The sequence below is a fragment of the Lentzea miocenica genome, from assembly GCF_033949945.1.
In the GTDB taxonomy this organism is placed as follows: Bacteria; Actinomycetota; Actinomycetes; order Mycobacteriales; family Pseudonocardiaceae; genus Lentzea; species Lentzea miocenica.
This window is the reverse complement of sequence record NZ_JAXAVW010000065.1, coordinates 1-23,951: the sequence shown is the minus strand read 5'-3', so window position 1 is coordinate 23,951 and position 23,951 is coordinate 1. Positions and strand designations below refer to the sequence as shown.

The following is a 23,951-nucleotide window of genomic DNA, read 5'->3' as shown; positions in this document are numbered from 1 at the left end:
TGGTCCAGTTCACTCGGACAAACTTGGGATTTCCCTGACGTTACGATCCTGCTGCCCAGGTGAGCATCCACAGGACCCGGTACGGTCGTCGCGTGCAGTATCCAGCCGAACCGTGGCACATGCGGGGTTCGCTCGTGATCTCCGTCTTCCGGGTGCCGCGCACACTGGTGCCGCAGGCTCACCTGCCGTCCAACGCCAGGCTGATCTCGTTGGCGGGCAACGTTTTCGTGGCTGTCGCGTTCGTGTCGTACGAACCGGGCAGCGAGCTCACCTACGAGGAACTGCTCGTGGCCACGCCGGTGCGCGACGAGGGCGGGGTGGCGGTGTCGGTGCCGCAGATCTGGGTCGACAGCGAGGCGTCCCGGGACGGCGGCCGGGAAATGTGGGGGATCCCGAAGGAACTCGCCCGGTTCGGCGAAGGCTCGTCGATCGCCGCGGTCGCGGTGGCCGGCGGTGTGGCACTTCCGGGGCGCTGGACCGCGGGAGGCTGGACCGCGCAACGCCTGGACGGTCGCGACGTGCGCACGCGGATGCACATGTCCGGACGAGTCAACCTCGCCAGGACCGCGTGGATGTTCCCCGTGAACGGACCGCTGGGCTACCTGACCGGCCGGACGCCGCTGGTCAGCTGCACGATGAAGGACATGCGCCTGACGTTCGGTCAGCGCCGGTAGCGGACGCTGTTCAGCACGTGCCGCGCCCACGCGTGGTCCGCCGGATCGTCGTGGATGCACGTCACGATCAGGAGCTCGCCGAACCGCACGACGTGCCCGTAGAACTCGTGTCGCCCGGCCTCCGTCGTGAGCCACAGACCGTGCCGCAGCTCGACCCCGTCACGCATCAGGAACTGCTGGTCAGGCGGCACGGCAGGCGCGCCGTCCAAGGCCATCTCGAGGAACCGGTCCGCGGGCGTTCCCTGGGCCCGGCGGACGTCCACGAACACCGTGCGCCCCGGCCCGGCGAACCGCAGGCCGTCGTCGAGCAGGTGCGGGGTGAGGCCGGCGGTGCGTTCGATGCTCCACCTGCCGAGCAGCTTCTGCTGGATCGAGACCGGCAGCTGCACCAGGAACGCGCTCAGCACCTCGTCGCGGTCCCAGGTCGTGCCGAGCAGCGGGTGCTGGACGTATTCGGGCAGGTAGCCGGGCTCGCGGACCTCGGCGGTCACCTCGACTCCGTGCAGGTCGTCCCACGGCTTGATGTCGTGCGCGAACGTGCCGGTCAGCCGCAGCGAGGCGTAGCCGGGACCGCCCCACACCGCGGCGGCGCGGTGGGCGTCCGCGACGCTGATCCGCATCCAGGCGCCGAACCACAGCTCCAGGTCACCTGTCAGCTCGACGGGCAGCACGCACCGGGCGAACGCGGTGTCGCCGGCCAGCAGGATCTTGCCGCCCGCGAGCTGTTCCGCGTCGTCCGCGCCTGAAGGCAGGCCCAGGTTCAGGTCCAGGGCGCCGGACTCGTCGATCTCGGCGCCGCAGCACTGGCAGGCCGTCACCCGATGTACCGGACGCTGTTCAGCACGTGCTGCGCCCACGCCCGATCTGCCGGGTAGCGGTGGATGCAGCGCACGGAGATCATCGTGCCGCGCCGGACGACGTGCCCGTGGAACACCTGCTCCTCGTGGCCGTCGATGACCTCGCTCAGCCAGAACGCGTGCCGCAGCTCGTCGCCGTCGTGGGAGACGGAGTGTTCGGCGGTCGCGGGGTAGCCGTCGAGCACCGCGCCGAGGAAGTCGCTCGGGCTGCCGTCGGTGCGGTCGGCGTAGACGTCGAGGCTCACCTTGCGGTCGGGGCTCGAGAACCTGACCGTGTGGCCCTCGACGACGCAGCGCATGCCGTCGGTGCGCTCGATGGTCCAGACCTCGCCGAGGGTCTCGCGGACGGGGATCGGCAGCGGCTGCCGGATGCGGCACAGCACCTCGTCGCGGTCCCATTCGTGCTCCAGCACCGGGTGCGAGGTGAAGTAGGGCAGCTCGTCGGCGTTGAGGACGGCGGCCTCGACCCGAGTGCCCAGCAGGTCCCACGGCCGGATGATGTTCGCGAACGTGCCGGACAGGCGCAGGTTCGCGTATTCCGCGTCGTTGTCCCACACGGCGTGCGCGTACATCGCGTCGACCTTGCTGATCTGCATCCACGCGCCGAACACCAGCTCGGTTCCGCCGGTCAGCCGAACCGGGAGCAGGCAACGGAGGTAGGAGTCGCCGTCCGGTCCGACGAGCAGCCCACCGGTCGGGGCACCGAGCTGATCGCCGGGCACGTCGATGAGTTGCTCCGGGCGGTTCAACCGGTAGTCGATGCGGTCCGTAGAGGTGATCTCGGCTCCGCAGCATCCGCATTGGACGGTCATGCGCAGATGCTAGAGCTCCTCATCCGCGAGCAGACGAGAACGTACGAGAAACCGTAACCCCATTGGTGCCTCCAGCGAGAAACCGCTTCCACGACCGGGCACGACGTCGATCGTCAGGTGCGTGTGGCTCCAGTACTCGAACTGCGCCGCGGACATCCACACAGGAACGACGAACGAGTCGACGGCGAGATCCCCGAGGTGCACGTCCGACGAGCCGGTGCGGAACTCCCCTGCGGGGTAGCACATCGGGGCCGAGCCGTCGCAGCAGCCGCCGGACTGGTGGAACATCAGGTCGCCGTGGTCGCCCCGGAGGCGGCGGAGCACCTCCGCCGCCTCCGGGGTCAGTGCGACGCGTGCCATCAGAAGAAGCCCTGGGCGTTCTGGGAGTAGCTGACGAGCAGGTTCTTGGTCTGCTGGTAGTGGTCGAGCATCACGCGGTGGTTCTCGCGGCCGATGCCGGACTGCTTGTAGCCGCCGAACGCCGCGTGCGCCGGGTAGGCGTGGTAGTTGTTCACCCACACGCGGCCCGCCTGGATGTCGCGGCCGGCGCGGTAGGCCACGGAGCCGTCGCGTGACCAGACGCCCGCGCCGAGGCCGTAGAGGGTGTCGTTGGCGGTCTTCATGGCGTCGTCGTAGTCGTTGAACTGCGTCACGGAGACCACCGGGCCGAAGATCTCCTCCTGGAAGATCCGCATCTTGTTGTCGCCCTCGAAGATCGTCGGCGTCACGTAGTAGCCGCCGGACAGTTCGCCGCCGAGGTCCGCGCGCTCGCCGCCGGTCAGCACCTTCGCGCCTTCCTGCTTGCCGATGTCGATGTACGACAGGATCTTCTCGAGCTGGTCGTTGGACGCCTGCGCGCCGATCATCGTGTCGGTGTCGAGCGGGTGACCCTGTTTGACCGCCTTGGTGCGCTCGACGGCGTCACCGAGGAACTGGTCGTACATGGAGCTCTGGATCAACGCCCGCGACGGGCAGGTGCAGACCTCGCCCTGGTTCAGCGCGAACATCGTGAAGCCCTCGAGAGCCTTGTCGTAGAAGGCATCCCGCTCGTTGGCCACGTCGGAGAAGAACACGTTCGGCGACTTGCCGCCGAGCTCCAGCGTCACCGGGATGATGTTCTCGCTGGCGTACTGCATGATCAACCGGCCGGTGGTCGTCTCGCCGGTGAACGCCACCTTCGCCACCCGGCGCGACGACGCGAGCGGCTTGCCCGCCTCGACGCCGAAACCGTTGACCACGTTCAGCACGCCCGGCGGGATCAGGTCCGCGATGAGCTCCATCAGCACGTGGATCGACGCCGGGGTCTGCTCCGCTGGCTTCAGCACGACGGCGTTGCCGGCCGCCAACGCCGGTGCGAGCTTCCAGGTCGCCATGAGCAACGGGAAGTTCCACGGGATGATCTGGCCGACGACCCCGAGCGGCTCCTGGAAGTGGTACGCGATCAGGTCCTCGTCGATCTGCGAGATGCCGCCCTCCTGGGCGCGGATCACGCCCGCGAAGTAGCGGAAGTGGTCGACCGCGAGCGGCAGGTCGGCGGCCATCGTCTCGCGGATCGGCTTGCCGTTCTCCCACGTCTCGGCGACCGCGAGCATCTCGAGGTTGGCCTCGATCCGGTCGGCGATCTTGTTCAGCACGTTCGCGCGGTCGGCGACCGAGGTCTTGCCCCACGAACGGGCGGCGCCGTGAGCGGCGTCCAGCGCCCGTTCGACGTCCTCGGCGGTGCCGCGGGCGATCTCGGTGAAGTCCTCACCGGTCACCGGGGTGGGGTTGGCGAAGTACTGGCCCTTGGCGGGCGGCACGTACTCGCCTCCGATGAAGTGGTCGTACCGGTCACGGTACGTAACCGCGCTGCCTGGTTGTCCTGGAGCCGCGAACTGGGCCATCGTGCCGCCTCCCGCATCGTTGCGAACTGTTGGCGACGCTAGGTAGTGCGACGTTTCACCGACGTTGCATCCAAAAGGAGTAACGCGGGGCGCTACCAGGGGAGTCATCCTGGAAAGGTGACGGACCTCGGCGAAGCAACGCGGCCGGTGATCGCCGAGTCGTGGCGGCGGTCCCTCGCGGCGCGCGTCGACCCGGACCGGCACGAGGCGCCCGTCGTCTACGAGCCGGACGAGATCGCGGACCTGCGCGGCGCGCACCCGCTGGCGGCGACGGTGCCGCTGCTCAGGCACACCCTGTCGATGGACGACACGATCATGATCGTCACCGACACCCGCGGTCTCATCCTGTGGTGCGAGGGCGACAACGGGGTGCGGCACAACGCCGAAAGCGTCCACCTCACCGAGGGCTCGCGCTGGAGCGAGGACGCCATCGGCACGAACGCGATGGGCACGGCGCTGGCGACCGGCCGGCCCGTCACCGTGCACTCCCGTGAACACCTCGTGCGGACCTACCACGGCTGGACGTGCGCGGCGAGCCCGATCCGCGACCCCCACACGGGTCTGCTGCTGGGCGTCGTCGACGTCAGCGGGCCGTTGAAGACCATGCACCCGGCCGTCGCGCAGCTCGTGTCAGCCGCCGCTCAACTCGCCGAGCACCACCTGCGGCAGTTCGCGCCACGACAGCACGTGCTGACGCTGAACTTCCTCGGTGGCCTGCGCGCCGAGCTCGACGGACGGCCGCTGTCGTTGACCTTGCGCAACGCGGAGGTGCTGACGGCGCTCGCCCTGCACCCCAAGGGACTCACGGCGGAACAACTCGCATTGTTGCTCTATGGTGAACGTGGGAACCCGACAACGGTCCGCGCGGAGCTGCATCGGCTGCGTGCGCAGCTCGGTGGTGTCCTGTTGACGAGGCCGTATCGGCTGGATGCCGTGGTGCGCGGCGACTTCCTGGACGTGCGGACGGCGCTGAGGTCCGGTGACGCGGGCAAGGCGTCCCGGCACTACCAGGGCGAGTTGCTGCCCCGGTCGGACGCGCCCGTGGTCCGCGACGAGCGCCTGGATCTCGCCGCCGCGGTGCGCAAGGGCGTGCTGGAGCGGGGAGATCTCGACGCGCTGCTGTCGTTCGCGGACAGCGGTGAGGACGCCGAGGTGCTCGAACGCCTCCGGTTGCTCCTTCCGGCCGAGGATCCTCGTCACGCGCTGGTCTCCTCGCGCCTGCGAAGGGCGCTGGAATAGGCTTTCCCACGGGGGAGGCAAAGTGAAGCAGTGCATCAACTGCATGACCCGGTTGCCGCGCAAGGAGGTCACCGAGGTCGCGTGGTGTGGCTTGTGCGCGCCGTGCCGGCAGGTCGTGGCCGACCAGATGAAGTTGCTGCACGACAGGCCCGGTGGCGCGCCGGTGCAGATCCTCCAGTGCGGCTGGTGCGGGGTCGCGCGCTCGTGCGGCATCGGCTGGCGCACGAGGTGCCTGGTGTGCCTGGACGACAGGTCCGTGCCGGACCCGGCCGTGCAGAAGATCGCGCGCCGGCTGGAGCTCGAAGGCACCTGGCGGGAGAACTCGGAGTTCATCGCCGCGACGACCGTGAAGATCCGGCTCGCGAAGTACTTCCAGCCCGGCAGGACCGTGCTCGCCACCGACGTGCACGGGCTGCCGTGGACCGGATTCCGCTGGCTGACGAAGTCGCACGGCACGTGGGGACGCAACGACGAGACCGGCGAGGTGCAGGAGCTCAAGCGTCCGCGCGGCGAGGAGAACCTGCTGTACCTGGTGCGGTACGGGAAGGTGCTCAAGTTCGGACGGGGCAGCGCCGACCGGGTCAGCGCGCACGTCTCGCTCGGCGCGGTTCCGGTGCTCGTGCTGTCGGCGTCCAGCCAGGAGATCGTCGTGGCCAGGGACCGGCTGAAGCGCCTGCACCGCAGTGAGATGGTGTCGCAGCGCAAGCCGGTGGACCTCTTCGCGGTGCTGCCGGACGGTCTCGACGTCACCGATCAGCACCAGCGGAGTTGAGTCCGGTCGCTTTCCGGCGATCTGGGTCAGTTCCGCTCCGAGCTGGGTAGCCCACCGGCGTGGACGAGATCGTCGTGGTGGGACAGATCGCGCGGGACCTGGTCCTCGTCGTCGACGAGGTACCGGGTCCCGGTGGCACGGCGCCGGTGCGGGAACGGCGCGAGATGCTCGGTGGCAAGGGGGCGAACATCGCGGTGGGCCTCGCTCAGCTGGGCGCCGCGGTTCAGCTGGTGGGTGTGGTCGGGGAGGACGACGTCGGCGGACGGCTGATCGCACGGGCCGGCGCGGACGGGATCGGCACCGGTGCCGTGGTCCGGCGGCCGGACTGCGCGACCGGCCTGATCGTCGATGTCGTGGCCGACGGGTGGCGCTACCTGGAAGACCTCCCGGACGGCGTGCTGCTGCGTGAGGAGGATTTGCCGATCGATCTCATCGAGCGTGCGGCAGCCGTGGTGGTGCAGCTGCAGCAACCGCCTGAGGTCGCGCTCAGGGCGGCACGAGCTGCGCACGGCCGTGTTGTGCTGGACGGGGCCCCGGAACGGCTGCGAGCCGAACTGCTGGCGTGTGCGGACGTCGTGCGCGCGGACCACCTGGAGGCCGAGCTGCTGTCCGGACGGAAGATCGCCGGTGCGGAGGACGCGGTGGCCGCGGCGCGAGACGTGATGGCCGACGGCCCCGGACTCGTGGCGTTCGCCGTGGACGGCGTCGGGAACGTGTTCGTCTGGGACGACGGTCAGCTCGTGGTGCCGCTGGGAGACGTCGAGGTCGTCGACACGACCGGCGGCGGTGACGCGTTCGTGGCGGCGCTGACCTTCGCTCTCACGCGTGGAGACAGCCCGGCGGACGCGGCTCGGCTGGCGGTGAAGGCGTCCGGGGCCACCGTCACGCACCCCGGCGGACGGCCTGACCTCACCAGATGCTGATCAGGCGCGTTATCGTTGTCGAGTCCGGTGAGGGGAGGTCCGCGTGCGAGTGCTCGCTGTCGTGCTGTTGCTGCTGCTCTCCGCCGTGCCCGCGCACGCAGCGACGGGCACGTACGTCCGTGTCGGGCACTTCTCGATGGACCAGGCACGCGCCGACGTCTACCTCGACGGGGTCAAGCTCGGCACCTTCGACTACGCCGACCTCGACGACTACCGGCGCGTCGAGCCGGGGGAGCACAGCGTGGAGCTCCGCGCGGCGGGGGCCGATCCCGGCTCGCCGGTGCTGCGGTCCGTGCTCGTGCAGGCCGGGACCGGGAAGGCGTACACGGTCATCGACATCGCGTCCTCGATGAAGGTGCTCGAGGACGACGTCAGCCTGCCGCCGAACGGGCAGGCGCGGCTGCGGGTGATCAACGCCGGTGACGCCGAGATGGACCTCCTGCGCGGCAGCGTGTTCGTGCATCGCAACGTGCAGGCGAACTCGACGACCGGGTACTCGGTGATGCTTCCCGGCAAGGATCCGCTGCAGGTGCTGCCGCGCGGCAAGGACTCCACGACGCTCGACGTCACGCTGGAACCGGGCGGGGTCTACTCGCTGCTGGTGAGCGCGCGGCGGATCGAGCTGCGCACCGACGCCAAGGGCGCCGAGGTCGTGCCCGGCGGCGGGCAGGAGACGGGGTTCGGCGGCATGGCGGGAGGCTGGGACTGGCTCACCGCGCTGGTCATCGCGCTCATCGTGGGCGTCGCGATGTTCTCGGTGCGCGGCAGGCTGTTCCGGTTCGGCTGATGAGCAGGGGCAAGCTCCTGATGGGCGCGGTGATCGTGGTCGCGCTGATCTACATCGTCAAGGACCCCGGCGCCGAGGAGGTGCCGGAACCGGTGACCGTGCTGATCCCGTCGATCGGGGTCGACACCACCCTCGAAGCGCTGAAGGTGGACGGCGCCGGTGTCCTGGAACCGCCGACGCGCGCGGACAAGGCCGGCTGGTACGTCAAGGGCGTCGCGCCGGGGGACTCCGGGCCGGCGGTGATCGCGGGGCACGTCGACTCGAAGACCGGGCCGGGGGTGTTCTTCCGGTTGCCGGAGCTGCAGCCCGGCGCCGAGGTGCTGGTGGAGCGCGAGGACGGCAGCAAGCTCACGTTCGTCGTGAACCACACCTATTCGACGGAGAAGACCGCGTTCCCGACCGCCGCCGTGTACGCGCCGACGCCGCGGTCCGAACTGCGGCTGGTGACGTGCGGCGGTGACTTCGACCGGGTCGCGGGCAGCTACCGCAACAACGTCATCGTGGAAGCGGTGCTGAAAGCCTGACCGTCTCGCCGTTGGCCCCGGCGAAAAATCGGTGACCGGTGCCCAAACCGGCCTGACCCGCTACTCTTGCTCCATCTGCCGCCTTCCACGTTGACGCGGCAGGAGCAGTGCAAGTGTCTCGAATGGTGAAAATCCTTGCCACGCTGGCTCTTCTCAGCGGACTGACACCGGTGGCGCAGGCGGCGCCCGCGTGCTGGCAGGAGTTCTGCGGCAAGTACCCACCCGCGCACCAGACAGGCCAGTGGTCGTCCGCGCACGTCTCGTACGACACCGGCGGACGCCTCAAGTACGCCTCCGACTCGGCGCGCAACCGCGTGCCGGACTTCAGCTACGTCGGCTACCACCACGGCGAGAAGCCGCTGCCGGTCGTGCCCGACGTCGTCACGATCAGCCCGGTGTCCGGCGACAACACCGCGCATCTCCAGAAAGCGCTCGACCAGGCCGGCGCCCGCACGCCCGACGCGAACGGGCATCGCGGCGCGGTGAAGCTCGCCGCCGGCCGGTACGAGATCCGCGGCACCGTGCGGATCAGGCACAGCGGCGTGGTGCTGCGCGGATCCGGGGACGCCACAACGTTGTTCGGCCGCGGCGACGCGCCACACCAGCGCACGGTCGTGGTGCTCGGCAGCGACGCGAAGACCCCGTGGACGACCGGGGCCACGACCGAGGTGACCACGCCGTTCGTGCAGGTCGGGTCGCTGAGCCTGGAGGTCGCGAACGCCGCCGCCTTCAAGGCCGGCCAGGAGGTCGTCGTGAAGCACCCGTCGTCGCAGAAGTGGATCGACGCGGTAGGCGGGGGCGGGGTGGTGCAGGACGCCAAGTGGACGCCCGGATCGATGGATCTCCACTGGGTGCGCAGGATCAAGGCGATCGACGGGCGGAGGCTCACGTTCGACGCGCCGATCTACAACCACCTCGACCGCTCGCTGACGATCTCCACGGTCGCGCCGGTGACCGCGCGGAACCTCGTCACCGAGTCCGGCGTCGAGAGCCTGCGGGTCGACATCGAGACCAAGGGCGGTGAGGACGAGAACCACGCGTGGAACGCCATCGGCGTGTTCGGCGCGGACAACAGCTGGGTGCGGTCGGTCAAGACCCGCTACTTCGGTTACGCGGGCGTGGTCACCGAACGATCCGTGCGCATCACCGTGAAGGACGCGCAGGCCACGGACCCGGTCGCGATCCGCACCGGCGGCCGCATGTACAACTTCGCCGCGAACACCAACTCGCACCTCGTCCTGTTCACCGGCCTGCACGCCGCCAAGGCGCGGCACGCGTTCGTCAGCAACGGGGCGAACTCCGTGGCGGGCGTGGTGTGGCATCGGGCCACTGTGGACGGCGGGGACGCCGAGGCGCATCGGCGGTGGAGCCAGGGCCTGCTGTTCGACAACATCCGTGAGATCGGCGGCGGCAACCAGGCCAAGCTGATCAACCGCGGCGACTACGGCACCTCGCACGGCTGGGGCGCCGCGCACTCGGTGATCTGGGACTACAACAAGGAGATCGTCGTCCAGAAGCCGCCGACCGCGCAGAACTACGCCGTCTCGAACGAGGGCACCCGGCGCTCGCAGCCGTACTTCCCCGGACCGTGGGGCAGCATCGAGATCAAGACCGGCCCGCTGGTGCCGGAGTCGTTGTACGAGGCGCAGGTCGTCGACCGGCTCGGTGCCGGTCGGCTCAGTGCGACTCGCGGGTGACCTCGCTGCCGCTGGAGCCGGCCAGGAAGTCCAGGTCGGCTCCGGTGTCGGCGCCCAGCACGTGGTCGACGTAGAGCCGCTCCCATCCTCTCTTCGGTGCCGCGAACGCCTCGGTCATCGCCGGGCTGGGGGAGCGGTCGAGGAAGTTCGGTGCCTCCACGTCGATCCGCCGGTTCTCCACGTCCAGCACGATGACGTCGCCGGTGCGGACCAGCCCGAGCGGCCCGCCCGCGGCCGCCTCCGGTGCCACGTGCAGCACGACCGTGCCGTACGCGGTGCCGCTCATGCGTCCGTCGCAGATCCGGACCATGTCGCGCACGCCCTGCTCCAGCAACTTCTTGGGCAACGGCATGTTCGACACCTCGGGCATGCCGGGATACCCGCGCGGCCCGCAGCCGCGCAGCACCAGCACGCTGTCCGCGTCGACGTCGAGGTCCGGGTCGTCGACGCGGGCGTGGAAGTCCTCGATGCTGTCGAACACGACGGCTTTCCCGCGGTGCTGCAACAGGTTCGGTGACGCGGCGGCCGGTTTGATCAAGGCACCTGACGGCGCCAGGTTGCCGCGCAGCACCGCGATCCCGCCCTCGGCGATGATCGGCTCGGCACGGCTGCGGATCACCTCGGGATCCCAGATCGGCGCGTCGTCGAGGTAGTCGACGAGCGGGTTCCCGGTGACGCTCAACGCCTTCGGGTCGAGCAGGTCGCGGACTTCGCGCAGCACGGCCAGAAGCCCGCCCGCGCGGTGGAAGTCCTCCATCAGGAACCGGCCCGCGGGCTGCAGGTCCACCAGCAACGGCACCCCGGAGCCGATGCGGTCGAAGTCGTCCAGGGTCAGGTCGACCCCCAGGCGACCGGCGATAGCGAGCAGGTGCACCACGGCGTTCGTCGACCCGCCGATCGCGGCCAGCGCGACGATCGCGTTGTGGAAGTTGGCCTTCGTCAGGAACGTGCTGGGCCGCCGGTCCTTCTCGATCAGCTCGACGATCAGCCGTCCCGTGCCGTGCGAGGCCTCCAGCAGCCTGCTGTCCGGCGCCGGAGTGCCGGCCACACCGGGCACGACGGTGCCGAGCGCCTCCGCCACCAGTGCCATCGTCGACGCGGTGCCCATGGTGTTGCAGTGGCCGCGGCTGCGGATCATCGCGGACTCGGAGCGGATGAACGCCTCCTGCGACAACGTGCCCGCGCGCACTTCCTCGGACAGCCGCCACACGTCGGTACCGCACCCGAGCGGCACACCGCGGAACGTGCCGGTCAGCATCGGCCCGCCAGGCACCACGACGGCAGGGATGTCGACGGACGCGGCGGCCATCAGCAGCGCGGGAATCGTCTTGTCGCAACCACCGAGCAGCACCACGCCGTCGACCGGGTTGGCGCGCAACATCTCCTCGGTGGCCATCGCGGCCATGTTGCGCCACAGCATCGCGGTGGGGCGGACGTTGGTCTCGCCCAGCGACACCACGGGCAGGTTGAGCGGAACGCCGCCGGCCTCGTGCACGCCGTTCGACACCGAGGCCGCGACCTCGTTCAGGTGTGCGTTGCACGGCGTGAGGTCGGAGGCGGTGTTGGCGATGGCGATCTGCGGTCTGGCGAAGGCGTCGGAGGGAGCGCCGCGGCGCATCCAGGCGCGGTGGATGTAGGCGTTGCGGTCCTGACCCGCGTACCACTGCTCGCTGCGAAGTGCCACGGCGCCTCCTCAACCTTCGAGACCTCCGAGCCTAGGCCGTGTCCTGCGAGGCCGTTCGATGAGAGTCACGGGCGAGAGACCCGGAGGCGGTGCCGCCGGGGCGCCCTCATACCGGGCGTATTCGGGTGTTCCGGCGGTGCCGCCTCCGGGTCCCTCGGCCGCGACTATCGCGGACGAGACTCGCAGGACATGGCCTAGGCCACGAGGATGTCCTCTCCCTTGATCTTCGTCTTGATCTGCGGCAACGGCTTCTTCGCCGGCCCGCTCTTCCGCTTGCCGTCCACCGAGCTGAACCGGCTGTCGTGGCACCAGCAGATGATCAGGTTCTGGTCGACCTCGCTGCACATGCAGCCCTGGTGCGTGCACTTGGCGTCGAACGCCGTGTACGTGCCCTTCTTCGGCTGCGCAACGACAACGGACGTCTCATCGTCGAAGTAGACGACGACACCACCGTTGAGCGGCACGTCCGCCTTCTTCGCGAGGAAGGTGCCGGGCGGGAGCTTGCCGCACGGCACGGGCTGGGCGTCCGGAGCGGCTGCCGCGGTGCCGGCGGTGATCACCGTCGCGGCCGCCGCACAGCCGCCGATGAAGCAGCGGCGGCTGACGGTGGTGGGGTTGTTCGGGAACTCCATCTCGAAGTGCTCACTTCCTGCCGGACTTCAGGCGCGGCGGAGGCGGCTTCCCCACCTTGGCGCGGTCCGTCCGGACGGACAACCCCGTAGGCGGATCCCGAATTTTCGACGACTAAAGCGGCAGATCCGGAGGCAGCTGCACGGCGATGGTGATCAGCGAGTGGACGCGGTTCGCGATCACCGACAGCAGCCCGTGCATCTCGGGCGACGCGGCGTCGGTGGCTTCCTGGAGCGTGCGCAGGTCCGTGTCGATCTGACCGAGCACCTCGGCGGTGTCGGCAGGGCCCGCCGCGAACGCCCGCGCGATGTCCTCCAGGGGAAGACCGTGGACCTCCAGGCGTTGTACTAGGTGGATGCGGTCGACGTCGTCCGAGCGGTAGAGGCGGTAGTTGCTCGCGGTGCGCTGGGCAGGGCTGATCAGGCCCAGGGTCGTGTAGTAGTCGACGGTCCGGATGCTGACGCCGGCGTGGGCGGCGAGCTCGCCGATCTTCAGCAGCGAGTCGGGCAAATCGGGCACCTCCCGTTCCGGAAACCGTACAGTGCTACGTGCTACTGTTGGGAGTATGCCTGACGAAGCCGACATAGACGGCTGTAGTACGTGGCCGGGTGCGTCTTGTTGATCGCGTCCGGCTTGCTCGCCATCGTGGTGCTCACCATTGCCACGGGCTATTTCGTCGCTCAGGAGTTCGCGTACATGGCGGTCGATCGCGGCCGTTTGCAGCAGCTGGCGGAGGCCGGGTCCAAGGCCGCCGACCGCGCGTACCGCGTGACTCAGAAGCTGTCCTTCATGCTGTCCGGTGCCCAGTTCGGCATCACGGTGACGGCGCTGCTCGTGGGTTATGTGGCCGAGCCGCTGCTCGGCACCGGCCTGGGCGTGCCGTTCTCCATGGTCATCGCGCTCGTCTTCGCGACCTTCGTGCAGATGGTGCTCGGTGAGCTGTTGCCGAAGAACCTGGCGATCGCCCGGCCCGAACAGCTCGCGCTGGCGCTGAGCGCGTCGACCCTGGCCTACCTCAAGATCGCCGGACCGGTGATCCGCCTGTTCGACGCCGCCGCCAACCGGTTGCTGCGCGCGCTCGGCATCGAGCCGGTAGAGGAACTGCCGCAGGGCGCGACGACCGAGGACCTCAAACAGATCGTCGAGGACGCGGGGGAGCGGGGCCACCTCGATCCCGAACTCACCCGGCTGCTGGAGCACGGCATCGGGTTCCGCGAGCTGGTCGCGGAGCAGGCGATGACGCCGCGCGTGAACGTCCACACAGTACGGTTCGACGAGCCCGCCGCACACGTGGTCTCGTTGCTGGACACCGGGAACTCGCGTTTTCCCGTGGTCGGCGAGGATCTCGACGACCTGCGCGGCGTGGTCGGGCTCGCCGAGGTGCTGACGTTGACGCCCGAGGAGCGTTCCTCGGTCGCCATCGAGAAGATCGCCTCGCCCGCGCTGGTGGTCCCGGCGACGCTGCCGTTGCCCGCGGTGCTGGAAAGGCTCCGCACCGAACGCCGTCAGCTCGCCTGCGTGGTCGACGAGTTCGGCGGCTTCGCCGGCGTGATCTCGCTCGAAGACCTGGCAGAGGAACTGGTCGGCGAGATCCACGACGAGGACGACCTGGTCTCCGAGATGATCGAGAAGGTCGGCGACGACTGGCGCGTGCCCGGCCGGATGCGGCTGGACGAGGTCGAGGACGCCACCGGCGTGGAGCTGCCCGCCGACGACTCGTACGACACGGTGTCCGGCCTGGTGCTGCACCAGCTGGGCCGCGTGGCCGAGGCCGGCGACGAGATCGAGATGGACGGCGTGAAGCTGGTGGTCACCACCGTGGCGCGCAACGTTCCCGACATGGTGGTGCTGTCCCGATGAGCATCGTGATCTCCGTTGTTCTGCTGGCACTCAACGGCTTCTTCGTGGCCGCCGAGTTCGCGTTGATCGCGGCCAAGCGGCATCGGCTGGAACAGGCCGCCGAGACGTCGCGGGCGGCGCGCGCCGCCGTGGCGGGCATCCGGGAGCTGTCGCTGATGCTCGCGGGTGCCCAGCTCGGCATCACGCTGTGCACCCTGGGTCTCGGCGCGCTGGCCAAGCCGGCCGTCGCGGACCTGCTGGAACCGGCGCTCAGGCTGACCGGCCTGCCGGACGCGTTCGCGTACGGCGTGGCGTTCGCGATCAGCCTGGTGCTGGTGGTGTTCCTGCACATGGTCGTGGGCGAGATGGCGCCGAAGTCGTGGGCCATCGCGAATCCCGAGCGGTCCGCGCTGATCCTCGCGCTGCCGTTCCGCGCGTTCGCACGCTCGGTCCGCTGGCTCCTCAGTGGACTGAACTCGACGACGAACGCCCTGCTGCGCCTGCTGAAGGTCGAGCCGCAGGACGAACTGGCGCAGGCGCACCGGCCGGACGACCTGCGGTTGCTGCTGCGGCAGTCCGGCGAGCACGGCCTGATCTCCGAGGCCCAGCAACGGCTGCTGACCAGGATGCTGCAGGTGCAGCGCACGACGGTGAGCGAGGTGATGGTGCCGATCGCGGAGACGTCTTCGGTCACCGAACACACGAGTGCGCGGGTGATCGAGCGGCGCAGCCTCCAATGTGGACGGTCGCGGTTCCCGGTCACCGACCTGCGCGGCGGGTACGCCGGGCTCGTGCACATCCGCGAGGCGATGCGGGCCACGGCTCGTGGTGAGAACCCGTCCGCGCGGGAGCTGATGGGCCCGGTGCTGAGGTTGCCCGCGTCGATGCCGGTGGCCCAGGCCGTGACGGCGATGCGGGCGGAGCGTTCGCAGCTGGCACTGGTCGAAGACGGCGAAGTTGTTGGTATCGCCGCACTTGAAGACCTCCTCGAAGAGCTGATCGGCGAATTCGAGGACGAAACAGACACCCGTCCGGTCGGCGTCCGCTGACCGGAGTTTCCCAGGGAGGAAACACAACATGTTCAAGCGGATGCTCAGCGCCTTCGGCGTCGGTGGCCCGTCGGTCGACACCGTGCTGGACTCGCCGCACGCCACGCCCGGCCAGGTCGTCACCGGGCAGGTGCGCATCCAGGGTGGCAGCGCGGACGCCGAGATCGGTCAGGTCGTGCTGTCGCTCGTCACGCGCGTCGAGGTCGAGCACGGTGACCACGAGTACGGCGGCGTCTCCGAGTTCCTGCGGGTCGTGGTGCAGCAGGGCGTCCGGGTCGGGGCCGGCCAGCTGGTCGCGATCCCGTTCCAGCTGCCGATCCCGTGGGAGACCCCGATCACGGCGGTCGGCGGCGGTCAGCTGCCGGGCATGACCGTGGGCGTGCGGACCGAGCTCGTGATCGCGGGCGCGCCGGACAAGGGCGACCTCGACCCCGTGCTGGTCCACCCGCTGCCCTCGCAGGACGCGGTGCTCAACGCGTTCGGGCAGCTCGGATTCTCGTTCCGCAGCGCCGACGTCGAGGCGGGGAGGCTGCACGGCGTGCCGCAGGAGCTCGGTTTCTACCAGGAGATCGAGTTCTTCCCGCCGGCTCAGTTCGCGGGCCGGATCCAGCAGGTGGAGCTGACGTTCGTGGCGTCACCGCACGAGCTGTTCGTGATCCTGGAGGCGGACAGGCGCGGCGGGATGTTCTCGTCGGGCGGTGACGCGTTCGGCCACTTCCGGCTGTCGCACCAGGACGCTCAGGTAGCCGATTGGGCTACGTCCATCAACGGATGGCTGGCTCAGGTGGCGGAGCGCGGCGGTGCCATGTACGGCCACGACCAGCACGGACATCACGGCGGCCACGGTGGTCACCACGGCCGTGGCGGCATGGGCATGGGCACGGTCGTCGCGGCCGGTGCCGCGGGTGTCGTGGGCGGCATGGTGGTCGGCGAGATGATGGACGACGCGTTCGAGGACTTCGGCGGCGAGTAGGGATTTCCGGGCCCACGACCTGAAAGAACATCGTTGATGGAGTGGATGACGAGCCCCGAGCTGTGGGTCGCGTTCGTCACCTTGTTGCTGCTGGAGATCGTGCTCGGCATCGACAACGTCATCTTCATCTCGATCCTGGCCGGGCGCCTGCCGGAGGAGCAGCGGCGCCGGGCCCAGGTCGTGGGCCTCTCCTCGGCTTTGATCACGCGGCTGATCCTGCTCGCGTCGCTGGCGTGGGTGATCGGGCTGACCGCGCCGCTGTTCGCGGTGTGGGGCCACGAGATGTCCGGCCGCGACCTCATCCTGTTGCTGGGCGGCCTGTTCCTGCTCGGCAAGGCGACCTTCGAGATCCACGAACAGCTTGAAGGCGCGCCGAGCGTTCGAACCCGGTCGAACTGCACGGCACGTACGTGAAGAACGACTGAGGTTCGGACTCCGCGAAACGGGGTAACCGCGCCGTGCGTCAAGCAGTCGGCGTTGTTACCCCGGTGGACGGAGGACGGTGACGACGTGAAGACGCATGTGCTCGACTACGCGCTGCGGGTGACGCGGGAACTCGGCTTGAGCGGTGAGTCGTCCTGCGTGGACAGGGACAAACCGCTGCGGGTGTACATAGCCGTGGAGGGCAGCCTGCCCAGCCATCCCGGCTGCCTGGTGGCGCTGCTCTGGACCGAGCGCCACGGGTGGGCGATGGCGGTGGAGGAACCCGGCGGCGCCGACCTGACCGTGGTGGCGCACCTGGGCGGCCCGGTCGAACCACCACCGCACGTCGTGGCGCGGTGGGCGCGGGGCCTGCTCACTCAGCGGAGCCGGTCGGCGACGGTGAACCCGCCCGCGCACAGCGGACACGTGGCCTGACCGAACAGGTGGGTTACCGCTAGTTGGACGTGTTCCTGGCCGTGTGCGGTGGCGGTGTCGTACAGCCTGCGGCCGATGCCGGTCAGAGCTGCCGGGTTCTGCGGCTCGAGCGGGCTGGTGTCGCCGATCTCGTCGATGAACGACGCCTTGGCGAGACTCAGGTCGAACAGCAGGGTGATGCTCGTGTGGCAGGCGGGGCACGGGATTTCGCACGTGCGCAGGTCGAGTGCGGCGGCCAGCCGGGGTGAGAGTCCGGTTCCCTCGAACGTCAGTTGGGCGGCCAGCAGACTGGCGTAGTAGTCGTCGGCCGTGGGCAGGAGCCGGTTTGTTCGTCGAGGTCCTCCTGCGACCAGCTCGTCACAGGACCGCCTCGGCAATCGTGAGATCCGCTTCGCACGCCGGGCAGGTCGCCCGGCCGAAAAGCCGCAGGAACGCCTGTGCCACGTGGTCCCGGTCGTGGCCGGTGGCGGTGTCGTAGAGCCTGCGGCCGATGCCGGTGAGTCGTGCGGGATCGGCGGGGACGAGCGGACGGGACGCGCCGGTCTCGTCGGTGCAGGTGTCGTCGTAGATCACAAGTTCGGTCCGGCACGCAGGGCAGGGGAGGCAGTACTCCTCGCCGGCGACCGCCCAGGCCAGGTCATCGGCCCAGTACCCGACGCCTTCGAAAGCGAGCGCGCATTCCAGCAGGTACGGGTAGTACGCGTCGGTCGAATCCGGCAGCAGGCGGTTCGCCGCTGTGCACAGGCGGGACATGACGCCGGCTTCGCGGACCTCGTCTTTCCCGCTCACCACGACGGCCGCGGCGCGCATGATCGCGTCGATCGCCTGCGGACCGCCGCGGTCGGCTGCTTCTGCCAGAAGCGCCAAGTCCGTCATGCCCGCGATCAGATCACGGGCATGACGGACCAGAGGGCGGAATCGGCTAAACGCTGACCGGCTCCCGCTTCTGCTTCTCCTGCGACAGCTCGTCGAGCGTGGTGCCCTCGACGTCGAGCTCCGGCAGCCACCGCAGCCACTTCGGCAGCCACCAGGCGCGCTCACCGATCAGGGCCAGCGCGGCCGGCACGAGCACCATGCGGACCACGAAGGCGTCCACGAAGATGCCGACGGCCAGGGCGAACGCGATCGACTTCACGGTCGCCTCGCCCGCGGGGACGAAGCCGGCGAAGACCGAGAACATGATCAGTGCGGCGGCCACGACGACCGGGGCGGCCTGGCGGAAGCCCGTGGTGATGGCCTCGATCGGCTTGGCGCCGCGGTGGTGCGCCTCGTGCATCCGGGACACCAGGAAGATCTGGTAGTCCATGGCGAGGCCGAACAGGATGCCGATCACCAGGATCGGCGTCAGGCTGATCAGCGGGCCGGTGGCGTCGAGGTTGACCGCGCCGGCGAGCCAGCCCCACTGGAACACCGCCACCGTGGCGCCGAGGGAGGCGCCGATGGTCAGCAGGAAGCCGAGCACGCCCACCAACGGCACCAGCAGCGAGCGGAACACCAGGATCAGCAGGACGAGCGCGAGGCCCACGACCACGGCGAGGTAGATCGGCAGTGCGCGGTCCAGGGACGTGGCCACGTCGACGCTCACCGCGGTGGCGCCGGTGACGTACGCCTTGCCACCGTCCAGATCGGACAGTTCGGCGCGCAGGTCGGCGACGAGCTGTTCGGTGGCAACGGTGTCCGGGCCGGACTTCGGGATCACGGTGACCAGTGCGGCGCTGCCGTCCTGGCTCGGCCTGGCCGGCGTCACCAGGGCGACGTCGGACAGCTTCGAGATCGGCTCCGCGGCCTTGGTGGCCGTGGCGGCGGCGCCGTCACCCTCGACGAGCACGAGGATCGGGCCGTTGAAGCCCTCACCGAAGCCCTGCGCGAGGATCTGGTCGGCGCGCTCCTGGGTGGAACCGGCCGGCGGTTTCTGGATCAGCGTGGTGTCCATGGAGGCCACCGGGATCGCGACGATGCCCAGTGCCACGACGGAGAGCAGCAACGCCACGACGCGGTTGCGGGTGATGGCGCCCGCCCAGCCGCGGATCACGCCGCGGTCGGTGGGTTCGCTGACCTTCTGCGCGCGTTCCTTGCGGGTCAGCACGCGGCGGCCGAGCATGCTCAGCACCGCGGGCACCAGCGTGATGGCGATCAGCACCGCGACGACGATCGTGGCGGCGGCCGAGACACCCATCTGGGTCAGGAACGGGATGCCCGCGATCGCGAGGCCCACCAGTGCGATGACCACGGTCAGGCCGGCGGTGACGACGGCGGAACCAGCCGTGCCGACCGCGGTCGCGATGGCGTGGCCGACGTCGGAACCGCGGCGCAGTTCCTGGCGGAAGCGGTTGATGATGAACAACGCGTAGTCGATGCCGACCGCGAGACCCAGCATCGAGGCGAGGATCGGCGTGGTCGACTGCAGGTCCATGAAGCCGGACGCGATGGTGATGCCGAGCGTGCCGATGCCGACGCCGATGGCGGCGCTGAGCAGGTTCATGCCCGCGGTCACCAGCGAGCCGTAGGTGAGCGCCAGCACGACGAGCGCCAGCACGACACCGATGGCCTCGCTCGGTCCGCCGACGTGCGGCGTCTCCTGCATCGCGGTGCCGGAGACCTCGACGGTCAGCCCGGCGGCGCGGGCCTTGTCCACGGCCTTGAGCAGCTCGGTCCGCTGCTCGTCGGTGACCTCACCGGGCTTCACGTCGTAGGTGACGGTGCTGTAGCCGACGTTGACGTCCTGGTTCACGCTCGGCGCGGCGGGGTCGAGCGGGTTGGTCGCCGACTGCACGCCCTTGAGCGAGGACTCGTCCGCCACCAGGTCGGTGATCGCCTTGATCTGCTGCGGCAGCTTCTGGCCGTCCGGCGCCTTCAGCACGACCCGCGCGGTGGCGGTCTCGCCGGAACCGAACTTCTGCTGAATGCGCTCGAGCGCCGTCGTCGACTCCTGGCCGGGGATGGACATCGAGTTCGACGTCTCACCACCGAGCGTGAAGGCGCCGACGCCGGAGCCGATCAGCACGAGCAGCCAGATCAGGACGACGGGGAGGCGGTGCCTGTGCGCACCCAGTCCCAGTTTGTAGAGCAGTTTCGCCATGATTTTCAGGCCTCCCGGTGCCCGAGCGTGTCAATGCAGGTTGCGAGGATCAGAGGACGCCACGTGGTCTTGTCGCCGACCTGGTTGGCCAGCAGCGTCAGCACGGCCATGGCGCTCAGCGCCCCGACGATCCGGATCGCGCGCTCCGGCTCGGTCTCGGGGTCGACGACGAACATGTCGTTGAGCAGCAGTTCGTCCTGGGCCTGCTGGGGGTCCTCGCCCGGTGCGGTCATCGAGCGGAACAACAGCGAGACCAGGCCGGGCCGGTCGAGCGCGATGTCGGTGAGCAGTTCCAGCGCCCGCCGTTCCCGCGCTGGTCCCGCCGGCATGGGCGAGACGAGATCGACCACGTGCCTGCTCAGCACGCGACTGTGCTCCCACGCCGCTTCGAAGAGAGCGTCTTTGCTCGGGAAGTGGTGCAGCAGACCGGCTTTGGACAGCCCGACGGCGTCGGCGAGCGTCTTCAGCGACGTCTGCTCGAAGCCGTGCCGCGCGAACAACGCGGCGGCGGCGTCGAGGATCGTCTCGTCGACTCCGGTCCTGGGCTGTCGTGGCATGCTGACGACTTTACGGCGTTTACCGACCGTTTCGGTAGGTTTACCGACCGAAACGGTCGGTGGCCTTCGTCACTCTGATGGGGGTACGCCGGTCATCGGGTTCGCACACTGCGCGCCACCATCACCGGGCGGCAGTGGTCCACGGGCGGAGCTTTTCGGGGTTGCGGACGGCCCAGATGCGCGTGATGCGGTCGTCCGCGATGTCGAACGCGTAGACGGACGAGGTGACGCCGTCCTGCTGGACCAGCAGGCCGGGCTGGCCGTTGACGGTGCGCTCGAAGATCGTGAAGCCGCCGGCGACACCGGTGGCGACCGCGACCAGGAACCCGGCGATCTGCTCGCCACCCTCGATCGGGTGCAGCGCGGTGCTGACCAGGCCGCCGCCGTCCGCGGTGAAGGTCGCGGCGGGATCGAGCAGCCCGACGAGGGCCGTGATGTCCTGGGCTTCCCAGGCCTGCTTGAAGTCGCGGACCAGCCCAGCCCGGTGGACGGCCAGTACCGCGGGCGGCTGGGCCGTGCGGACCCGGCGGCGGGCCGAGGACGCGAGCTCGCGGCACGCGGCCGTGGTGCGGCCGGTGATCTCGGCGATCTCGGCGAACGAGTAGCGGAAGACGTCGTGCAGGACGAGCGCGACCCGCTGCGCAGGTGTCATCGATTCGAGCGCGACGAGGAACGCCATGCTGACCGACTCGTCCAGGGTGACGCGGTCGGCGGGGTCGGCGGTGTGTCCTTCGGCCGGGTCGGGCAGCGGCTCGGGGATCCACTCGCCGACATAACGTTCGCGGCGGGCGCGAGCCGACCCGAGCAGGTCGAGGCAGATGCGGCTGGTGACGGTGGTGAGCCAGGCCCCAGGAGAGGCGATCGCGTCCTGCTGCGGCCGCGACAAGGCGTACCAGCGGGCGTAGGCCTCCTGCACGGCGTCCTCGGCCTCGGCCAGGGAGCCCAGCAGCCGGTAGGCGAGGTTGATCAGGTGGCGGCGCTCGCTGAGGACCGCGTCGGTCATCGGTGCTCCCATCGGTCGTGTCTTCGATCAGTCCGACGAGACACCAGCTCGAATCGTCAGGGTCGAACTGTCAGGGACGGCCTGATGTTCCGCGGTGCTGTGTCGTCGTAGTGCTCGGAAGCGAACACCACGAACGAAGGAGACCGATGATCAGGATCGGCATCGTCCTCGGCAGCACCCGGCCGGGTCGCCGGGGCGAGCAGGTCGCCCGGTGGGTACAGGAGCGGGCGGGGCTGCGCGGCGACGCGGAGTTCCAGCTGATCGACCTGCTCGCCCACCCGTTGCCGCACCTGGACGAACTGCCGGGCGAGTACCAGCACGAACACACACGGGCGTGGGCGGCGACGATCGCGTCGTTCGACGGGTTCGTCGTGGTCACGCCCGAGTACAACCACTCGGCGCCAGGCGTGCTGATGAACGCGATCGACTTCCTGCGCGAGGAGTGGCGCGACAAGGCGATCGGTTTCGTGTCGTACGGCGGCGTGGGCGGCGCCCGCGCGGTCGAGCAACTGCGGCTCATGTGCGGAGCGCTGGAGATGGCGGACGTGACGTCGCAGGTGACGTTGTCGCTGCTGACCGAGTTCGAGAACTTCGCGGTGCTGCGGCCGGGCGAACACAACGTCAACTCGCTCGACAAGATGCTGGACCAGGTCGTCGCCTGGAGCACCGCCCTCGCGCCGCTGCGTGCCGGTTCGCCGGTCACGGTGGCCTGATCTTTTGAAAGGACAACTGATGCGTGAAGCGGACGAAGCCGGTCTCCGGCGGCACATCGGCAGGATCGTCGAAGGAATCAGGGCCAAGGATCTGGACGGTCTCCGGCGGCTCTACGCGGACGACGTCGTGTCCTTCGACGTCGAGCCGCCGCTGCAGCACGTCGGCATCGACGCGAAGCTGAAGAACTGGGCCAACGCGTTCGCGTTCTTCCAGGACGTGAACTACGAGGTGCGTGATCTGGCGCTGACGGTGGACGAGAGGGTCGCGTTCGGGCACTGCTTCGGACGGCTCAGCGGCACGGCGAGGAACGGCGTGGCGGTGGGCGGGATGTGGGTCCGGGCGACGTTCTGCTTCCGGAAGATCGACGGGGAGTGGCTGATCACGCACGATCAGGTCTCGGTGCCGTTCGACATCGTCAGCGGCAAGGGGGTGGCGGACCTGGAGCCCTGACCTGAGTCCGGGCACGGCTCTGCGAGCCGCGTGACCCACAATGTCGCGGTGATCGAGATGTCCGCCGTCGTCGCTGCGCACCATCTGGTGAACCATCCCGATTGGCCCGTCGGGCCTTGCTCGGACGGTGACGTCGTGCTGTCCGGGCGGATGTCGCGCGAGGACGTCGGCTCGGCGCTGGCCGCGATTGCGCAGTACAACAACCATCAGGAGGTCGAGCCGGACGGGCCGTTGATGCTCCGGGTGTTGCTGGAACAGGACCACCTCATCATGTCCGGCGGCCTGCTCGTACGGGACACACGCACCGGCGTGGTCATCGAGCCGGGATGCTGCCAGGGACTCGAGGACTGGCGCGACTGGCGTGGAGTGCTCGACGGCGTGCACCCGTGGCTCGGGCACTCGCCGGATCCGTTGGTGGAGATCGGGGACGGCCTCGTGCGGGTGTGGCCGGACGACCGCCGGGCGGACGGGCCGGCCTGTGAGGTTCCGCTCGCGGACCTGCCGGCGCACCTCGCGGTCGTGCGGCAGGACCTGCTCGGGTTCCTGGAGCTGGTGCGGAAATGGGCGCCGTACGGCATGGGGGAGGAGCTCGCGGCCGCCCTCGACGAACACTTCCGCATCAGCGAGCCCTTTTGAGTCCACTGCTGGGAGAATGGGCCGATGTTCGTCTTCGACGCGGAACTCTGGCTCTGGGACGCCCGCCGCATGGACACCTGGACCTTCGTGACGTTGCCGGAGGACGTCTCGGACCAGATCCGTGACATCGCCACGCCCGGCGCCGGGTTCGGCTCGGTGAAGGTCCGCGTCGGTGTGGGCGCCAGCAACTGGTCGACGTCGGTGTTCCCGGACAAGCAGTCCGGTTGTTACGTGCTGCCGATCAAGGCCGCGGTGCGCAAGAAGAACAACGTGGAACCCGGCGACGTCATCGAGGTGACCGTCGAGGTCGT

28 protein-coding genes are annotated in these 23,951 nt (G+C 69.4%); 16 read left to right on the top strand and 12 right to left on the bottom strand.

Annotated elements, in window-relative coordinates; all coding sequences use genetic code 11:
• Positions 1 to 92: 92 nt before the first annotated feature.
• Positions 93 to 674, top strand: coding sequence for an acetoacetate decarboxylase family protein (locus SK803_RS45100; RefSeq protein WP_319972415.1), 582 nt, complete (start codon positions 93 to 95; stop codon positions 672 to 674).
• On the opposite strand, the gene SK803_RS45095 is transcribed toward SK803_RS45100, so the two are convergent.
• The 4 genes from SK803_RS45095 to adh are packed head-to-tail and all read right to left on the bottom strand — an operon-like array spanning position 662 to position 4,226.
• Positions 662 to 1,492 (bottom strand): hypothetical protein, encoded by an 831-nt coding sequence (locus SK803_RS45095; protein WP_319972414.1) that lies wholly within the window; start codon positions 1,490 to 1,492, stop codon positions 662 to 664. The two genes, SK803_RS45100 and SK803_RS45095, sit on opposite strands and share 13 nt — an antisense overlap.
• Positions 1,489 to 2,343 carry a hypothetical protein gene (locus tag SK803_RS45090; RefSeq protein WP_319972413.1) on the bottom strand — a complete coding sequence of 285 codons (855 nt, stop codon included), beginning with the start codon at positions 2,341 to 2,343 and terminating at the stop codon, positions 1,489 to 1,491. The genes SK803_RS45095 and SK803_RS45090 overlap by 4 nt, the downstream gene beginning before the upstream one ends.
• A 9-nt stretch (positions 2,344 to 2,352) precedes the next feature.
• Positions 2,353 to 2,703, bottom strand: a complete 351-nt coding sequence (locus SK803_RS45085) for a DUF779 domain-containing protein (protein WP_319972412.1) — start codon at positions 2,701 to 2,703, stop codon at positions 2,353 to 2,355.
• A complete protein-coding gene (gene adh, locus SK803_RS45080) occupies positions 2,703 to 4,226 on the bottom strand; it encodes an aldehyde dehydrogenase (protein ID WP_319972411.1) in 1,524 nt (507 codons plus the stop codon). The genes SK803_RS45085 and adh overlap by 1 nt, the downstream gene beginning before the upstream one ends.
• A gap of 117 nt (positions 4,227 to 4,343) precedes the next feature.
• Between adh and SK803_RS45075 the strand changes: the two genes are divergently transcribed.
• The 6 genes from SK803_RS45075 (at position 4,344) to SK803_RS45050 (ending at position 10,168) form a co-directional block, all read left to right on the top strand.
• A complete protein-coding gene (locus SK803_RS45075) occupies positions 4,344 to 5,465 on the top strand; it encodes a GAF domain-containing protein (RefSeq protein ID WP_319972410.1) in 1,122 nt (373 codons plus the stop codon).
• A gap of 22 nt (positions 5,466 to 5,487) precedes the next feature.
• A complete protein-coding gene (locus SK803_RS45070) occupies positions 5,488 to 6,237 on the top strand; it encodes a hypothetical protein (RefSeq protein ID WP_319972409.1) in 750 nt (249 codons plus the stop codon).
• A 59-nt stretch (positions 6,238 to 6,296) separates the two neighbouring features.
• A complete protein-coding gene (locus tag SK803_RS45065; protein WP_319972408.1) occupies positions 6,297 to 7,160 on the top strand; it encodes a PfkB family carbohydrate kinase in 864 nt (287 codons plus the stop codon).
• A 43-nt stretch (positions 7,161 to 7,203) separates the two neighbouring features.
• Positions 7,204 to 7,947: a DUF4397 domain-containing protein gene (locus SK803_RS45060; RefSeq protein WP_319972407.1), complete on the top strand. Its 744-nt coding sequence runs from the start codon at positions 7,204 to 7,206 to the stop codon at positions 7,945 to 7,947.
• Entirely contained in the window at positions 7,947 to 8,471 is a 525-nt protein-coding gene (locus SK803_RS45055; protein ID WP_319972406.1) for a class F sortase, read from the top strand. Before SK803_RS45060 ends, SK803_RS45055 begins: the two co-directional genes overlap by 1 nt.
• A 122-nt stretch (positions 8,472 to 8,593) precedes the next feature.
• Positions 8,594 to 10,168: a hypothetical protein gene (locus tag SK803_RS45050; RefSeq protein WP_319972405.1), complete on the top strand. Its 1,575-nt coding sequence runs from the start codon at positions 8,594 to 8,596 to the stop codon at positions 10,166 to 10,168.
• Here SK803_RS45050 and SK803_RS45045 read toward each other — a convergent pair.
• From SK803_RS45045 to SK803_RS45035, 3 genes are all read right to left on the bottom strand, one after another.
• Entirely contained in the window at positions 10,149 to 11,852 is a 1,704-nt protein-coding gene (locus SK803_RS45045; RefSeq protein ID WP_319972404.1) for a dihydroxy-acid dehydratase, read from the bottom strand. The genes SK803_RS45050 and SK803_RS45045 overlap by 20 nt on opposite strands.
• Before the next feature lie 194 nt (positions 11,853 to 12,046).
• Entirely contained in the window at positions 12,047 to 12,484 is a 438-nt protein-coding gene (locus SK803_RS45040) for a Rieske (2Fe-2S) protein (RefSeq protein ID WP_319972403.1), read from the bottom strand.
• Positions 12,485 to 12,596: 112 nt separating this feature from the next.
• A complete protein-coding gene (locus SK803_RS45035; protein ID WP_319972402.1) occupies positions 12,597 to 13,001 on the bottom strand; it encodes a helix-turn-helix domain-containing protein in 405 nt (134 codons plus the stop codon).
• Between the two features lie 99 nt (positions 13,002 to 13,100).
• Between SK803_RS45035 and SK803_RS45030 the strand changes: the two genes are divergently transcribed.
• The 5 genes from SK803_RS45030 to SK803_RS45010 all read left to right on the top strand — a co-directional run bounded on the left by SK803_RS45030 (position 13,101) and on the right by SK803_RS45010 (position 17,201).
• A complete protein-coding gene (locus SK803_RS45030) occupies positions 13,101 to 14,342 on the top strand; it encodes a hemolysin family protein (protein ID WP_319972401.1) in 1,242 nt (413 codons plus the stop codon).
• On the top strand, positions 14,339 to 15,370 hold the full coding sequence (locus SK803_RS45025) for a hemolysin family protein (RefSeq protein ID WP_319972400.1): 1,032 nt from the start codon (positions 14,339 to 14,341) through the stop codon (positions 15,368 to 15,370). Before SK803_RS45030 ends, SK803_RS45025 begins: the two co-directional genes overlap by 4 nt.
• 28 nt (positions 15,371 to 15,398) lie before the next feature.
• The gene (locus SK803_RS45020; protein ID WP_319972399.1) at positions 15,399 to 16,343 is read left to right on the top strand and encodes a sporulation protein; all 945 of its coding nucleotides are present in this window, start codon (positions 15,399 to 15,401) and stop codon (positions 16,341 to 16,343) included.
• Positions 16,344 to 16,388: 45 nt separating this feature from the next.
• Positions 16,389 to 16,757: a TerC family protein gene (locus SK803_RS45015; protein ID WP_319972398.1), complete on the top strand. Its 369-nt coding sequence runs from the start codon at positions 16,389 to 16,391 to the stop codon at positions 16,755 to 16,757.
• A 96-nt stretch (positions 16,758 to 16,853) separates the two neighbouring features.
• Positions 16,854 to 17,201 (top strand): DUF6292 family protein, encoded by a 348-nt coding sequence (locus SK803_RS45010; RefSeq protein WP_319972397.1) that lies wholly within the window; start codon positions 16,854 to 16,856, stop codon positions 17,199 to 17,201.
• Here the strand turns inward: SK803_RS45010 and SK803_RS45005 are convergent.
• From SK803_RS45005 to sigJ, 5 genes are all read right to left on the bottom strand, one after another.
• A complete protein-coding gene (locus SK803_RS45005; RefSeq protein WP_319972396.1) occupies positions 17,144 to 17,578 on the bottom strand; it encodes a hypothetical protein in 435 nt (144 codons plus the stop codon). The genes SK803_RS45010 and SK803_RS45005 overlap by 58 nt on opposite strands.
• Entirely contained in the window at positions 17,559 to 18,077 is a 519-nt protein-coding gene (locus tag SK803_RS45000; protein WP_319972395.1) for a hypothetical protein, read from the bottom strand. Before SK803_RS45000 ends, SK803_RS45005 begins: the two co-directional genes overlap by 20 nt.
• A 46-nt stretch (positions 18,078 to 18,123) precedes the next feature.
• Entirely contained in the window at positions 18,124 to 20,280 is a 2,157-nt protein-coding gene (locus SK803_RS44995) for an MMPL family transporter (protein WP_319972394.1), read from the bottom strand.
• A 5-nt stretch (positions 20,281 to 20,285) separates the two neighbouring features.
• The gene (locus SK803_RS44990; RefSeq protein WP_319972393.1) at positions 20,286 to 20,837 is read right to left on the bottom strand and encodes a TetR/AcrR family transcriptional regulator; all 552 of its coding nucleotides are present in this window, start codon (positions 20,835 to 20,837) and stop codon (positions 20,286 to 20,288) included.
• A 121-nt stretch (positions 20,838 to 20,958) separates the two neighbouring features.
• A complete protein-coding gene (gene sigJ / locus SK803_RS44985) occupies positions 20,959 to 21,840 on the bottom strand; it encodes an RNA polymerase sigma factor SigJ (protein ID WP_406601670.1) in 882 nt (293 codons plus the stop codon).
• Between the two features lie 146 nt (positions 21,841 to 21,986).
• On the opposite strand from sigJ, the gene SK803_RS44980 reads away from it, so the two are divergent.
• The 4 genes from SK803_RS44980 to SK803_RS44965 form a co-directional block, all read left to right on the top strand.
• Positions 21,987 to 22,553 (top strand): NADPH-dependent FMN reductase, encoded by a 567-nt coding sequence (locus SK803_RS44980; protein WP_319972391.1) that lies wholly within the window; start codon positions 21,987 to 21,989, stop codon positions 22,551 to 22,553.
• Positions 22,554 to 22,572: 19 nt separating this feature from the next.
• Positions 22,573 to 23,004, top strand: coding sequence for a YybH family protein (locus SK803_RS44975; protein ID WP_319972390.1), 432 nt, complete (start codon positions 22,573 to 22,575; stop codon positions 23,002 to 23,004).
• Between the two features lie 48 nt (positions 23,005 to 23,052).
• Entirely contained in the window at positions 23,053 to 23,640 is a 588-nt protein-coding gene (locus SK803_RS44970; protein WP_319972389.1) for a hypothetical protein, read from the top strand.
• Between the two features lie 24 nt (positions 23,641 to 23,664).
• Positions 23,665 to 23,951, top strand: a 287-nt coding sequence (locus SK803_RS44965) for a DUF1905 domain-containing protein (protein WP_319972388.1), incomplete at its 3' end; no start/stop codon positions are given.

Coding starts and splice junctions, on each gene's coding strand:
- SK803_RS45055 (WP_319972406.1), top strand. CDS start 7,947: ATGAGCAGGGGCAAGCTCCTGATGGGCGCGGTGATCGTGGTCGCGCTG.
- SK803_RS45020 (WP_319972399.1), top strand. CDS start 15,399: ATGTTCAAGCGGATGCTCAGCGCCTTCGGCGTCGGTGGCCCGTCGGTC.
- adh (WP_319972411.1), bottom strand. CDS start 4,226: ATGGCCCAGTTCGCGGCTCCAGGACAACCAGGCAGCGCGGTTACGTAC.
- SK803_RS44980 (WP_319972391.1), top strand. CDS start 21,987: ATGATCAGGATCGGCATCGTCCTCGGCAGCACCCGGCCGGGTCGCCGG.
- SK803_RS45015 (WP_319972398.1), top strand. CDS start 16,389: ATGACGAGCCCCGAGCTGTGGGTCGCGTTCGTCACCTTGTTGCTGCTG.
- SK803_RS44990 (WP_319972393.1), bottom strand. CDS start 20,837: ATGCCACGACAGCCCAGGACCGGAGTCGACGAGACGATCCTCGACGCC.
- SK803_RS45000 (WP_319972395.1), bottom strand. CDS start 18,077: ATGACGGACTTGGCGCTTCTGGCAGAAGCAGCCGACCGCGGCGGTCCG.
- SK803_RS44975 (WP_319972390.1), top strand. CDS start 22,573: ATGCGTGAAGCGGACGAAGCCGGTCTCCGGCGGCACATCGGCAGGATC.
- SK803_RS44995 (WP_319972394.1), bottom strand. CDS start 20,280: ATGGCGAAACTGCTCTACAAACTGGGACTGGGTGCGCACAGGCACCGC.
- SK803_RS45025 (WP_319972400.1), top strand. CDS start 14,339: ATGAGCATCGTGATCTCCGTTGTTCTGCTGGCACTCAACGGCTTCTTC.
- SK803_RS45050 (WP_319972405.1), top strand. CDS start 8,594: ATGGTGAAAATCCTTGCCACGCTGGCTCTTCTCAGCGGACTGACACCG.
- sigJ (WP_406601670.1), bottom strand. CDS start 21,840: ATGACCGACGCGGTCCTCAGCGAGCGCCGCCACCTGATCAACCTCGCC.
- SK803_RS45090 (WP_319972413.1), bottom strand. CDS start 2,343: ATGACCGTCCAATGCGGATGCTGCGGAGCCGAGATCACCTCTACGGAC.
- SK803_RS45040 (WP_319972403.1), bottom strand. CDS start 12,484: ATGGAGTTCCCGAACAACCCCACCACCGTCAGCCGCCGCTGCTTCATC.
- SK803_RS45085 (WP_319972412.1), bottom strand. CDS start 2,703: ATGGCACGCGTCGCACTGACCCCGGAGGCGGCGGAGGTGCTCCGCCGC.